The sequence below is a fragment of the Synergistaceae bacterium genome (assembly GCA_031272035.1).
Taxonomy (GTDB): domain Bacteria; phylum Synergistota; class Synergistia; order Synergistales; family Aminobacteriaceae; genus JAISSA01.
In genome coordinates this window covers 1-12,853 of record JAISUO010000073.1, presented here as the reverse complement: position 1 = coordinate 12,853, position 12,853 = coordinate 1, and the positions used below count along the sequence as shown (strand labels likewise).

Annotated in this window: 12 protein-coding genes; 3 read left to right on the top strand and 9 right to left on the bottom strand. The window is 59.2% G+C overall.

What is annotated here, in order from left to right:
• From LBR61_08965 to LBR61_08950, 4 genes are all read right to left on the bottom strand, one after another.
• The coding region (locus tag LBR61_08965; protein ID MDR1732204.1) for an efflux transporter outer membrane subunit at positions 1-1,489 on the bottom strand (1,489 nt) is incomplete at its 3' end.
• Complete coding sequence (locus LBR61_08960; protein ID MDR1732203.1) at positions 1,486-4,641, bottom strand: efflux RND transporter permease subunit; 3,156 nt, start codon at positions 4,639-4,641, stop codon at positions 1,486-1,488. The genes LBR61_08960 and LBR61_08965, both read right to left, overlap by 4 nt.
• 3 nt (positions 4,642-4,644) lie before the next feature.
• Positions 4,645-6,123 carry an efflux RND transporter periplasmic adaptor subunit gene (locus tag LBR61_08955; GenBank protein MDR1732202.1) on the bottom strand — a complete coding sequence of 493 codons (1,479 nt, stop codon included), beginning with the start codon at positions 6,121-6,123 and terminating at the stop codon, positions 4,645-4,647.
• 79 nt (positions 6,124-6,202) lie between these two features.
• Complete coding sequence (locus LBR61_08950; protein ID MDR1732201.1) at positions 6,203-6,835, bottom strand: TetR/AcrR family transcriptional regulator; 633 nt, start codon at positions 6,833-6,835, stop codon at positions 6,203-6,205.
• 198 nt (positions 6,836-7,033) lie between these two features.
• On the opposite strand from LBR61_08950, the gene LBR61_08945 reads away from it, so the two are divergent.
• The 3 genes from LBR61_08945 to LBR61_08935 all read left to right on the top strand — a co-directional run bounded on the left by LBR61_08945 (position 7,034) and on the right by LBR61_08935 (position 10,736).
• Positions 7,034-8,488: an MATE family efflux transporter gene (locus tag LBR61_08945; protein MDR1732200.1), complete on the top strand. Its 1,455-nt coding sequence runs from the start codon at positions 7,034-7,036 to the stop codon at positions 8,486-8,488.
• 269 nt (positions 8,489-8,757) lie between these two features.
• Positions 8,758-9,840 carry a redox-regulated ATPase YchF gene (ychF, locus tag LBR61_08940; GenBank protein MDR1732199.1) on the top strand — a complete coding sequence of 361 codons (1,083 nt, stop codon included), beginning with the start codon at positions 8,758-8,760 and terminating at the stop codon, positions 9,838-9,840.
• A gap of 155 nt (positions 9,841-9,995) precedes the next feature.
• On the top strand, positions 9,996-10,736 hold the full coding sequence (locus LBR61_08935) for a hypothetical protein (protein MDR1732198.1): 741 nt from the start codon (positions 9,996-9,998) through the stop codon (positions 10,734-10,736).
• Between the two features lie 120 nt (positions 10,737-10,856).
• Here LBR61_08935 and LBR61_08930 read toward each other — a convergent pair whose 3' ends face one another.
• The 5 genes from LBR61_08930 to LBR61_08910 all read right to left on the bottom strand — a co-directional run bounded on the left by LBR61_08930 (position 10,857) and on the right by LBR61_08910 (position 12,679).
• Positions 10,857-11,231 (bottom strand): type II toxin-antitoxin system HicB family antitoxin, encoded by a 375-nt coding sequence (locus tag LBR61_08930; protein ID MDR1732197.1) that lies wholly within the window; start codon positions 11,229-11,231, stop codon positions 10,857-10,859.
• A 57-nt stretch (positions 11,232-11,288) separates the two neighbouring features.
• The gene (locus LBR61_08925; protein ID MDR1732196.1) at positions 11,289-11,591 is read right to left on the bottom strand and encodes a hypothetical protein; all 303 of its coding nucleotides are present in this window, start codon (positions 11,589-11,591) and stop codon (positions 11,289-11,291) included.
• 71 nt (positions 11,592-11,662) lie between these two features.
• The gene (locus tag LBR61_08920; protein MDR1732195.1) at positions 11,663-11,938 is read right to left on the bottom strand and encodes a YvrJ family protein; all 276 of its coding nucleotides are present in this window, start codon (positions 11,936-11,938) and stop codon (positions 11,663-11,665) included.
• A 146-nt stretch (positions 11,939-12,084) separates the two neighbouring features.
• Positions 12,085-12,294, bottom strand: coding sequence for a DUF2922 domain-containing protein (locus tag LBR61_08915; protein ID MDR1732194.1), 210 nt, complete (start codon positions 12,292-12,294; stop codon positions 12,085-12,087).
• A gap of 157 nt (positions 12,295-12,451) precedes the next feature.
• Positions 12,452-12,679, bottom strand: coding sequence for a hypothetical protein (locus tag LBR61_08910; protein MDR1732193.1), 228 nt, complete (start codon positions 12,677-12,679; stop codon positions 12,452-12,454).
• Positions 12,680-12,853: the final 174 nt, after the last annotated feature.

Genomic DNA, 12,853 nt, shown 5'->3' with positions numbered 1-12,853 from the left:
GGGCCTTGAAGATGCGAACCACGTTGGAGAGCTTCTGTCCCTCGCTGACGGCGCAGGCCTCCTCCAGAGTCAGCACGGTGCGCTGGGCGGTGATGACGTTGTTGAAATCCGTGAGCCCGTTCCGGTATTTATCGTCGGCGGTAAAAAGCGCGTTTCGCGCCGCCTCCAGTCCGGAGCGCAGGGAGTCGTTCCGCCGATACTCCTGCACGTTGGCCGTCAGGGCGTTGCGCACCTCCGCCACAGCCCCCAGCACGGTCTGTTCGTAGGCCAGAAGATACTGCTCCTGACGGGCCGTCTGAACCTGAATATTCTTTCGAATCGCACCGGCGTGGAAAATGGGCAGGGAGATCTGAGGGCCGAAACTCCAGAGTTTGGAGTCCGCGTCGAAGAGACTGCCCGAACCGGGCGTGGTGAACCCAATGGCCCCCGTCAGCCTGAACTTCGGCCACAGGTCCGTCCGGGCGGATTTCTTGCGGGCAATCTGGGCCAGAAGCTGACGCTCCGCCCTTCGAACATCCGGCCTCTGACGCAGGGCCTCGGCAGGGATTCCCAGCAGCTTCGCGCCGGGAACCTTCGGCAGAGGCCCGGGCCGTCCCAGTTCATCCGAGAGACTTCCCGGCACCTCCCCCACCAGAATCGCCAGAGTGTTCAGCGTCGATTCCAGACTGGTCTCCAGAGGCGGAATTGAGGCCCGGGTTTGCTCCGTGGTGAACTGCGCCTGACTCAGGGCCAGAGAGTCCGAGAGCCCCGCGTCGTACCGGGAGCGCACCATGTCCAGAGTCTCCGTCTGAAGGGACAGGTTCGCCTCCGCGATTCGAAGCCGCTCCTGAAGGGTCCGGAGGGACAGGTAGTTCAGCGCCACCTCCGAGGACAGGGAAACCCACGCGCCGTGCAGAGCGGCGTACTGAGCTTCCAGATCGGCCTGAGCCGCTTTTGTCTCCAGACGCCGGCCTCCAAAAATGTCGATCTCCCAGGTGGCGTCCACCGTCAGACGCCAGAGTTCCACGGGATGTCCCGTCCCCCCCACGTCCGCCGGGGACTCCGAACGTCCCCAGGAATCCGCGTTGGTCAGCCAGGGCATTCGGGCCGCCCGGCTGATTCCCAGCGCGGCGCGGGCCTCCGTGACCCGGGACCGGGCCGCCTGCAGATCCCGATTGTTCTTCAGGGCCAGGTGAATCAGTCGGGTCAGGGTCTCGTCCTCGAAGGTCTCCCACCAGGACTCCAGAAGTTTGGGAGAAGGCGGGGTCAGGTCGTCCAGAGCGTACCAGGGGCTTTCGTAGCGGCGCACCAGGGCCGCCCAGTTCCCGGCGTCCAGCTCCAGATCCCTTGAAACCACGGGTTCCTGTGTCTTTTTCGGTTTCGCCTCCGCCGACCCGGCCGGAACCAGCGTTCCGACCAGAGTCAGAATCAGAACGGCAAGCCCGAATTTTGCCATTTTTTTCATCTGTATTTTCTGCCGCGCCCTGCAAACTGCGGCTGCGTTTTTCATGACTTCACCTCCGCATCGGTTTCCGCGGGCTTCTTTGAGAACAGGCGGGCGATGAAGGCCTTCACCCGCTCCCGGTTGGTCTGGAGAACCACGTAAAGGCCGGGGATCAGGAAAATTCCGAAAATGGTGGCCACGCTCATGCCGAAGAACATCGTCGTGCCCACGTGAAGGCGGCTCACCGCTCCCGCTCCGGTGGCGATCAGCATGGGAAACACGCCAAACACGCAGGTGAACGCTGTCATGAGCACCGACCGGAACCTCTCGAACCCCGCTTCGGCCGCCGCCTGAAGGATGGGAAGCCCGTGGTCGTCATGCTGCTCCTTGGCGAATTCGATGATGAGGATCGCGTTTTTGGCCGCCAGTCCCACCAGCAGCAGAATGCCCAGCTGGGTGTAGATAGACAGGGAAATCTTCATGACGAGAATCCCCGCCACGGCCCCCAGAAGGGCCACAGGCAGAGACAGAACCACTCCCAGAGGCACCGTCCAGCTCTCGTACTGAGCCACCAGGAAGAAGTAGCCGAACAGAAGGGCGATGCCGATAATCAGCATAACCTGCCCTCCCGACTGACTTTCCTGATAGGTCAGACCGGACCAGGCGGTGATGTAGCCCTCCGGCAGGGTCTTGGCCAGTTCAAGGATCCGGGCGATCCCCTGTCCCGTGGAGTAACCTGGCTGCAAAACCGCGGTGATGGCGGCGGTGGGATAGAGGTTGTAGCGGCTGACGGACCGTGGCGCCAGAGTTTTTTTCAGGGTTGCGAAGCTCTTGATCGGAACCTGATTCCCCTCCGCGCCGCGCACCCATATGCTGCCCACGCTGTCGATCCCCTTCCGGTAGGGCCAGTCCGACTCCAGAATGACCCGGTTGACCTGAGAGCCCAGGTTGATGTCGTTGATGTAGGCCGTCCCGAAGTAGGTCTGAAGCGTGCTGAAGATGTTGTTGAGCGGGACCTGCAGCATCTCCGCCTTCTCCCTGTCCAGATCCAGATAAATGTGGGGGGTGTTGGAGGTGTAGTTGCTGAAGGAGTAGAGAAACTCCGGCGACTGGCTGATCTTCGCGATGAGGTCGTTCATGATGCCCTCCAGTTTTCCGGGGTCTCGGTCCAGCGTGGCCTGCAGCCGCAGATCCAGCCCTCCGGCCAGTCCCATGCCCATGATGGCGGGAGGAGTGAACACCTGAATCTGCGCCTCCGGGAACGTGGCGGCCAGAGCGCGAATTTTTCCCACGATGGCGGCCTGGCTGGTTTCGGGTGTATCCCGCTTATCCCAGTTCTGGAGGGGCATGACGACGCTTCCCACGTTTTCGCCGGAGTCCCCCAGAAGGCTGAAGCCCTGAACGGCCATGACATACTCCACGCCGGGGACGGTTCGGGCCTGAGAAACGAAGCTGTCGACGACGGCGCCGAGACGGTTCTGAGAAGCGCCCTCGGGAAGCTGTACCGCCGCGAACACGGCGCCCTGGTCCTCATCGGGAATGAAGGCCGTGGGCGTCACCCGAATGATCCACCAGCAGGCCGCCACCACCAGCAGAAACAGCCCCACGGTGACGAAACTTCTTCGGGCGATCCACATGGCCCCCGCCACGTATTTACGGGTGGAAGCCGCCAGGCATTTGTTGAACCAGGCCAGAGGCCCGCGCTGTTTGGGCCTGATGCCGTGGAGCAGGTGGGCGCACATGGCCGGGGAAAGGGTCAGGGCCAGCACCAGAGAGAAGCACACCGACACGGAGATCGTCACGGCGAACTGACGGTAAATTTCTCCCGTAATTCCGCTCATGAAGGCCACCGGCACGAAAATGGCCAAAAACACCAGAGTGGTGGCCGTCATGGGACCGGTGACGTCTCGCATGGCCTGCACCGTGGCGGCTCGGGCGTCGCACCTGTCCCGATCCATGACGAACAGAACCCGTTCCACCACGATGATGGCGTCGTCCACCACCGTTCCGATGACGAGAACCAGTCCGAAGAGCGTCAGAATGTTGATGCTGAAGCCCATGGCCACGAAACCGATGAAGGTCCCCAGCAGGGACACGGGAATGGCGGCCACCGGAACCAGAGTGACCCGCCAGTCCTGCAGAAAGATGTAGCAGACGCCCACCACCAGAAGGAAGGTCAGCAGCAGGGTTTCCACAATTTCCGTGATCGTCGCCCGAACGTAATCCGTGGAGTCGTAACCCACCACGAACTCCGTGTCCGAGGGCAGGTTTTGCCGCAGCTCGTCCAGAGTTTCCCGGGTGGCGGCCATGACGTCGATGGCGTTGGCCGTACTGGCCTGAGAAAGGGCCATCATGGCCGACGGGAGGTTGTTGAAGGCCGCTCGCATGTTGTAGGACTCCGCCCCCAGTTCGATGCGGGACACGTCCTTCAGCCGGACCATGCCGCCGCTGTCCGACACCCGAAGGACGATGTCCTCAAACTCTTTGACCGTCCCCAGCCGGCCCCGGGTGGTCAGAGAGTAGACCAGAGGACTGCCTTCGGCGGCGGGGGCCGCTCCCACGGAGCCCAGAGAGGCCTGGCGGTTCTGGCTGGATATGGCGCTGGCCACGTCTCCGGTGGAAATCCCGAGGAAGGCCAGACGCTCCGGGTCCAGCCAGATGCGTATGCTGTACTTGGCCCCGAAAACCTCCACGTTGCCCATGCCGGGAACGCGCTTCAGGATGTTGGCGATGTTGCTGTAGGCGTAGTTCATGAGGAACAGGGAGTCCCGGGTGCCTTTGGGGGACACCAGAGCCACGAAACCCAGCTGGTTGGCGAAGCTGGTCCGGGTGGTGATGCCCCGGGCCGTAACCTCCGAAGGAAGCTGAGGGGTCGCCTGCTGGACGCGGTTCTGCACCCGAACCAGAGCCATGTTGGAGTCCGTGCCCGTTTTGAAGGTGATGGACAGGGAGTAGCGTCCGGAGTTGCTGGAGGTGGAGTTCATGTAAATCATGTCGTCCACGCCGTTGATGGCCTCCTCCAGCGGCGCGGCCAGGGTGTTGGCCATGGTCTCGGCGTCGGCGCCGGGATACTCCGCGAAAACCTGAATCTGAGGCGGAGCCACGTCGGGATACTGCTTTACCGGCAGGTTGAAGGCCGCGATAACTCCCGCCAGGGCGATAAGGATGGAAATCACCATCGCGAAGCGGGGACGATCTATGAAAAATTTCGAAAACATGACTCAGTTTTTCCTTTCTGAAGAGCCTCGCTCCGAAGGCGCCCGCGCCGAAGTCTTTCCGGAAGTCTTTCCTCCCGTCTCCAGGGGAGCCACCTTCATTTCCGGCCGGATGGACTGAAGGCCGTAAACGACGATGTTTTCTCCTGTAATGAGTCCGGAAACCACCTCCCTCATGGTCCCCTCCTCCGCTCCAAGGGTCACCCGACGCTGGTGAGTGACGTTGCCCGCGTCCACCACGTAGATATAGTCGCCCTGAGCGTCGGTGAGGACGGCCTCCTGAGGGACGAGAATGGCCACGTGGCTCCGGGCGGGACGGGTCCGAACCCGCACCATGGAGCCGGGAATGAGCGCTCCTCCGTCGTTCTCGAACCGCAGACGGATGGTCATCGTGCCGCTCCGGTCGTCCATGACGTTTTCCTCGAAATCCCGCTGCCCGACGAAGGGATATTCCTTCCCGTTGGGCAGGAGAATCGTGGCGTGAAAAACGTTTTCGACGGACTCGAAGGACACCAGGGCGTCCAGATAATCCCGATCCGGCAGAGCGAAGGCCACCCGTATGGGGTTCACCTGAACGATGTTCGCCAGAGGCCCGCTGGAGGGCGTGACGAAATTGCCCTTCGTAAAAAGCGCCCCGCCGATCCTGCCGGTGATGGGAGCGGTGATCTTCGTGTATCCCAGGTCGAGCCGGGCGAGACGGAGCGAGGCCTGAGCCTGATTCACCGCTGCTTTTGCCTGAAGAACCTCGGCTTCAGCCACGTCCAGATCCGACGCGGAAACGCTGCGCCGGTCCGCGGACTTCAGCCGGTTCAGGTACTTCTGCGCCCGGTCCAGAGCGGCCTGAGACCGCCCCAGCTCCGCGTTTCGCAGGTCCACCGTGGCCTGATACTGCCGGGCGTCCAGGCTGAACAGCAGGTCGCCCTCCTTCACCAGAGAACCTTCCTTAAAATGAACCCCGGCGATCTGCCCGGAAACCTGCGGACGAAGCTGCACCGTCTGCATGGACTCCACCCGACCGATGTACTCCCGCTCCGTGGCCAGATCCACGCTGACCACCGTGTTCAGCACCACCGAAGGAGCCGGCCGGGCCCCCGCCCCCGCTCCTGCCGCCGTCCTGGCCCGGGACGCCGTTTTATCGCTCAGATACAGGTTCGCGGCATAAGCCGCCACGCCCAGCATTATAATCGCCGCAATAACCGTTCCCATCCTGTTTTTGGCGGGTTTTTGCAGATCTTTTCGCGCCTCGGGTTCGATTTTTACGGCCCGGATCTGTCCCGGCTCAACCCGCACCGGATCGGGATTCATCGGGGCCGCCTGCTCCTCTGTCTCCGAGGGCTGCCGCTCCGTCTCCTCTGCCTGCGCCGCTTCCGTCACGGTATCCGCACCGGGGTTCTCCTGCTCCACGCCTGCGCTCTGCACCGCGGCGTTTTCCGGATTTTCGCCGGGGTCCGCCGCTGTATTCTGATTATCTTCCGGCAATGCCATGTTTTCGGCCTCTCCTTACCTGTACAGATATTATTCTCACTTTATTATCGACTTATTATTGACGTCGGTCCGCCTGTTTTCAGCGCGCATAAATCAGGGCCCGCAGCACAAAATCCACGTATCGGGCGAGGTTGCCGGCCTCCGCGATGTCGTCGATCTGAGCGATGAAAAGCCCATGGAACACCGCCGATACCACCGTCGCCAGTTCCATCGGAGGAAGGGAGTACTCCTCCGTTTTCCGGCCGGCGAAGAATTTTTCCAGTCTGATTCGATCCTGAGTCATCTTCTCCCGCACTATGCCGTAAATTTTTTCCCGAACCTCCTCCGGCCACTCGAAACGCCGCATCATCAGACGACAAATATCCAGCATCCGTCTGCTTTTGCGAGCCCGTTCCAGTCGGACGGCAAAGTAGTTCCGCACGTCCGCCTCCGACCGAGGCGCCCAATCCGGACTCAACTCCGCCATTCGGCCGTTGATGTCCTCCACAAGGCTGACGAGAAGGTCGTTCCGGTTTTTGAAATGCCAGTAAACCGCGCCTTTCGACAGTCCCACCCGTTCGGCAATTTTTGTCAGCGACACCTTCGAAAAAGGCTGCCTGCTCATGATTTCAAGGGCCGAGTCAAGGATTTTCTCCCGCGTCTCCGCAGCTTCCTCTCTGCTTTTGCGCACCGTCATGCCCCTTTCACGTTCCCTGCAAGAATTATGGGGCATTATAACATACCTTCCCGACGGTATGTTATAAAATCGCGGAAACCCGAACTGTTGAAATTAACCTTTCGGACTCTTGCGGCGTAAAAATTCCGGCGTATACTTAACTGTTATGCGACGAGCAGAGCCGGACGCAAAGAAATATGAAGAAGTGTAAAGAAATGTCAGAAAAGCGATGAACAATCCCGGGGGTGTATTTTTGTGGCGGCAGTAATGGAAACAAACCAGAAACACGGCTTATTCCACGGGATCTGGAGGGGTCGGGCGGACCTGGGGAACGACTCGCCGATGAAGGCGATTCTGACCCTGGCCATTCCCTCAATGGGGCTTTTCGTGTTCAACAGCCTCCTTCATCTCGTGGACACGATTTTCGTCTCCTGGCTGGGGGAGTTTCCCATGGCCGCCATGTCCTTCACGGGGCCGGTGAACCAGTGCGTTTTCGCCATGCTGGAGTGCGTGGCGGGAGGCGCTACCGCCCTCATGGGGCGCAGCCTCGGACGGAACAACCTCCCGGCGGCCCGTCACATCGCGCGGAGCGCTCTGGCCCTGCTTTACACCTTCTGCCTCATTTCCACGCCGCTGATTCTGCCCGGAGTCTCCAACGTTGTGTTCACGGCCATCGGGGCCCGGGAGGCCGGAGGGGAGTCCCTGCTGCGCCTCTGCTGGCTCTACAACATGTGGATCCCCATTCTGCTCCCCTTCATGGGATTCACCTACGCGGCCAACACCGTGTTTCGGGTTCAGGGGGACACCCTGACGCCCTTCAAGGCCATCGCCCTGGCCAACGCCATCAATATCGCCCTCGACCCGCTTTTCATCTTCACCTTCGGGTGGGGAATTTCGGGAGCGGCCATCGCCACCTGGGTTTCGCGGATTGCCTCCTCCCTTTACCTGATTCATCGCATGAAGGTCAGCAGCTCCATTACGATTTCTCCCCGGCTGCGGCTTCGGGACCGGCTCACGACCTGGTGGAAGCCCATTCTCTGGATCGGCATTCCCGTGGCCCTCACGACGGCCAGCGTGGCCTTTGGCATGGGCAGCGTCAACAAAATTCTCTCCACCTTCGGGCACCGGGCCGTGGCCTCCTGGATGCTGGGGCTCCGGGTGGAGGAGCTGGCCTTCAACTTCATAAACGGAATCAACTCCGCCCTCATTCCCTACGTGGCCTTCAACTACGGGCGAAGGGACGCCAGGCGAATCCTTTCCGGCTGCGGCAGCGCCTACATTATCGCGGTGATTCTGATGTGCTCCATGGGGTCCGTGATCTACTGCTGGCCCTGGGTTTTTCTGGGGCTTTTCCGCCCCATGCCGGAGATTATGGCGATGTCCAGCACGGCCATTCGGGCCTCGATTCCCGCCTACCCCTTCACCTCGCTGACGAGCATCTCCTGCGCGTTTTTCGTGGGGACGGGCTACTCCATTTTCGGGACTCTGACGCAGCTCTGCCGGAGCATCATTTTCCGGGTTTCCGCCGCCTGGCTTTTCGCCCGATACATCGGTTTCGCCTACATCTGGTGGTTCCAGCCCATCGCCCACGTCTCTGGCAGTTTCGTGGCCGTGGCCCTCTTTGTGTACATCTACCGGAAAATCCGCCGGCGCTTCGCCGAGGAAAACTCCGCCCTGAACGGCCCCCCCTCCGGCGTCGCCGCGGAATAGAAACAGAAAAAGCTGTCATGAGCGTGGAAAATTATAAAGATGGAAAACTATAAAGCGCGAAAATTTATTTATGAGCTGGACAGGAAGCTGTTGGAATCCTGCGGAGAAGCATTGAACACAGATAAGCGATTCACGCAGAACGAAGTAATGGAACACATGCGGGAAATAATAAGCAATGCCTCAAAATACAGTGGCTGAAACCAACCTGCGGGGCAAGGTATAATAGAAGGACTTAACGAGGGCTGAGGGGCCGGGGAGGTTTTTTTCAGGTGCTGAAATGCGGAATTGTGGGACTGCCGCTTTGCGGCAAATCGACGGTGTTCAACGTCATCACACGGGCGGGGGCCGAGGTCAAGCCCTACGCCGGCGGTAAAACAGAACCCAACCGGGCGCTGGTCAGCGTTCCGGACAAACGTTTCGACAAACTCGTGGAAATTTTCGAGCCCAAAAAGGCGACTCAGGCCACGGTGGAGTTCGTGGACCTGGCGGGGCTTTCCCGGGACGCCAGCAAGGGCGCCGGGTTGGGCAACTCCTTCCTCTCCTTCGTCTCGGAGTCGGACGCGCTGCTGCACGTGGTGCGCTTTTTCAACAACTCCGACGTCCCCCATCCCGAGGAAACGCTGGATCCCCTGCGGGACTGGAAAATCGTGGAGACGGAACTGATTCTGCGAGACCTGGGCGTGATCGTCAACCGGCTCGACCGCCTGAGCGCAAAGAAAAAAACCTCGCCGGAGGAAAACGCCGAGGCCGCGCTGCTCCAGAAACTTCAGGATCATCTGATGGAGGAGCGCCCCCTTCGGGAATACGCTCTGACGGAGGAGCAGAAACGCTCCCTGTCCGGATTTGCCTTCCTGACGCTGAAGCCGGAACTGGTGGTGCTGAACCTTGACGAAACTCAGGCGGGAATGGCGGAATCCCCTCTGGAGGCCGCTCTCCGTGAAAAGGGGCTGGGGGCCGTGCGGGTGTTCGGCTCTCTGGAGATGGATTTGGCGGAGCTTTCGCCGGAGGAGCAGAAGGAGTTCATGACGGAGCTTTCCATCGAGGAACCGGGCCGAGACCGCCTGATTCACAGCGCCTACTCCCTTTTGGGACTGATTTCCTTTTTCACCAGCGGCAAGGACGAGGTCAAAGCCTGGACCCTGCATCAGGGCGACAACGCCGTGGACGCGGCGGGGGCCATTCACAGCGATTTGGCCCGGGGCTTCATTCGCGCTCAGGTGGTGGCCTACGAGGATTTCATCGCGGCGGGAGCCTCTCTGGCCGCCTGCCGGGACAGGGGCCTTCTGCGCCTTGAGGGCAAAGAGTACGTCGTGAAGGACGGCGACATGATCGAAATTCGCCACAACGAGTAAAAACAGCGAATTAAAAACAGGCATAAAACAGGGGCCTGAACCCATGAGAAAGAGGCATAAGAAAGAGGCTCCTGCGGAAAGTTCCAATTTAGTGTATACTGTTTGTCAGTCATGTGAGTTTGTGTACAAATCCTGAGCTTCGGGGGGCGTTGAGGTTGGAATTGATACGTGAACGGATGGAGATCATTCTGGAGATCCTTCAGGACCTGCCGGGCTATCCGTACAGCGTCGCCGGCGCGGCCGCGGCAGTGGTGTTGCTGCTGCTCCTGCTGATGCTGGTGGGAAGACGCTCATCCCCCAAAAAAGCGAAACAGGGTCGCTCCGCTCCGGCGTCACGAGGCAGGTCCGGAACTCCGGTTCGAGGGATTGCCGTGGACGGCCTTCGGGGCGACGGGGATTTTGACATGAACCTGATCGAAAGCATCAAAAACTCACCCATGGGCGTCGTGGCCACTCCTTCCGTTACGACGATGGAGCCACCGAAGCCGTCGGTGGACCCGCAGGTCACGGAGCAGGCGGTCAAAGCCTGCCTCGACAAGTTTCAGGAGATGTATATCGAAATGTACATCGGACTGGGGCTGATGTCCGACTTCGACCAGATGAGGACGGAGGTCACCAACCGCCTCAGCAACGGGCAGGAGACCTGGCACGCCATTTCCGAGCTGAAAATGACGCCGGAGGGCGTGGTTCTCATGCAGATGGCCAGCGTGAGCGGAAGTATGCTCCAGAGCGGCGAGCAGCACATCGGGCGGGGGTTGCTGGGCATTCACGGGCAGGAGCTTTTCAGCGTCTACCGCTACGCCCTGACCACCCTTCAGGAGCGGGGTTTCGCCTCCGCGGCGGACACTCAGAGCAAACTGGACTTCATGGAGCAAAAGGTTCGGGAGCTGGGCTGAGGTTTTTTTCGCGAAAAAAGTAAAAATCTGTGGACAAAACTGAGGATAATGAGGATAACGAAGACCGGAAGTGAGTGAATCGCTTCCGGTTTTTTTGCATCTATATTTAGCTCCCGAACTTCAGCGGCTCAGTTTGTAGAGGGCGTAGGAGCCGAGGGAGACGCCTTCCTGTTTTGCCTCCAGAATCAGGCGGGAATGCAGGGATTTGGGCAGGTCCACCCGAAAATTTTCGCAGGGCTCCCCGGGTTGAGACGGCTCGGGCAGAGAATCGCCGGCGGCCAGCTTCTTTTCGAACCAGGAAGCCATGGAGCTCCAGAGGCTCTCACAGGCCTCTCTGAAGGTCTCTCCGGCGCCCTGACAGCCCTCCAGCTCCACCACCGACGCGTGAAAATAGGGTCCCACTTCATCTTTGAGGGGGCGAACGACGTAGCTCCAGGGTTTCTGCATGTACTCCTCCACCGTTATATCCATCATCATCATATCTGTTGTATCCATAGTTACATCTCTTGCCCCCAAGGGAAAATACCTCCTGAATTTACCGTAAAGAAAAAATCATAGCGTAATGGGATCGCCGTACCAGAGGCGCTGCTCTTCTTCCCGGGGAGACGCGATGTGAATGAAGGAATTGTAGATTCGCACTTCCCAGCCAGGCAGTTTGCAGAGCCTCATGGCCAGCGCCACGAAGTCCGCGTGTTCCCCCCGCTCCGCTCGGACGTCCGCCGCGCAGCCGATTTTGTGCCGGCTGTTTTTCGAACCGCCCACCTCCGCGTTGTGCGCCTCGCAGCGCCATCCGGAGTTGACCACAACAGGCCCTCCCCAGGCGGACCGCAGCATGTCCAGATACAGCACCAGCACACGCCCTATCCGCCCTCTGCCGCAACAGGGACAAAAAAACTCCCGACTCCTGAAATACCTGACGTCGTACCTCATGAGACACTTTTTATCCCTTCCCTGACAATCAATCTTCCCTTTTCAGCTTTTTCAGGCACACCTCCCTTTCCGGTCATACCTTCGAAGTTTTCTCCGGCGTTTCTGACGAGCCCTGCCGCCGCTATGGGAGAAAAACAGCAGTTCTGACAGTATCGCAGACGATCTATGGCTCCTCGAAGCGCCCGCAGCTCGTTTTCCATTCTCAGCAGCAGAAACGCCGCCACCGCAACAGAAAACCCGTTCTGCAGGAGGGTCTGAGTGAAGGTTTCCATATAATAAATCCAACCTTTCTTTTGCGTATATGTAAATTAACTTAGGCTGACTTAGGTATTCTAAAAATATCTTTGTCTTCCCCTGAACCCCTCCCCCCGAAGAGAGAGGGGCTTTTCGTTTAATTAACCTTTATAACACGCCGCGGTCAGCTGAGGTTGACGGGGGTGACCGTGGTGGTGACAAAATCCGCGTTGAGAATATTGCCCGGCTCCTCGGAGAAAATCTCCTTGTTCGCGAGAATCTTCGCGATCAGGGCCTTGACGCTGCCGGCGGGCGTTGCGGGGTTTGCGTTGGAAAAAGTCATGGCAAGTTTTTTCCCCTGTCCACCGTCGAAGGTCAGTCTCAAATCAGCCATTTGCGCTTCACTTCCTTTCTTATTCTTAATAAAAAATTCTTATAAAAAACTCTTATAAAAAACCAATCTTACAAAAAATCCGGTGCTTTTAGAATCAAGGGAGGCTGGCTTTCGTCCATCCTGTACATCGGCTCGTCCTCCCGGAATATAACGTCGCCTACACGATCTCCAGGACCGTGACTTCCGTGCGCTGGATCTCGACCATGGGATACTCCAGGACAGGAACCAGCGCCCCAACCACATCGGCCACCTTTTCGGCGCTGGCGTTGCGAACCACCTTGCCCAGAGGACAACTCACGGTCTTCATCTTTCCCGTCACCGGGTTCAGACCTCCGTCCAGCTTCAGGGATACCCCGCTGCGTTTGCCCTTCTCACTTACCGCCATCGTTTGCTCACCCCCTTCCTTTTCTAACTGGATACAGTGTATTTGATATGGAGCTGGCTGTAATTGGCTTTTTCACGGAAAGAATATCCCTTATTTTTCCTCTTCAGCTATAATGGCGAGAAATAACTACGAAAAGGAGGCTATCTCTTGATAAGCAGAATACTCCATACCAAC

Bases quoted from the DNA above. Each gene is read 5' to 3' on its own strand.
- LBR61_08915 (MDR1732194.1), bottom strand. From the start codon at position 12,294: ATGGCTGATTTGAGACTGACCTTCGACGGTGGACAGGGGAAAAAACTT.
- LBR61_08930 (MDR1732197.1), bottom strand. From the start codon at position 11,231: ATGGATACAACAGATATGATGATGATGGATATAACGGTGGAGGAGTAC.
- LBR61_08910 (MDR1732193.1), bottom strand. From the start codon at position 12,679: ATGGCGGTAAGTGAGAAGGGCAAACGCAGCGGGGTATCCCTGAAGCTG.
- LBR61_08960 (MDR1732203.1), bottom strand. From the start codon at position 4,641: ATGTTTTCGAAATTTTTCATAGATCGTCCCCGCTTCGCGATGGTGATT.
- LBR61_08955 (MDR1732202.1), bottom strand. From the start codon at position 6,123: ATGGCATTGCCGGAAGATAATCAGAATACAGCGGCGGACCCCGGCGAA.
- LBR61_08920 (MDR1732195.1), bottom strand. From the start codon at position 11,938: ATGGAAACCTTCACTCAGACCCTCCTGCAGAACGGGTTTTCTGTTGCG.
- LBR61_08950 (MDR1732201.1), bottom strand. From the start codon at position 6,835: ATGCCCCATAATTCTTGCAGGGAACGTGAAAGGGGCATGACGGTGCGC.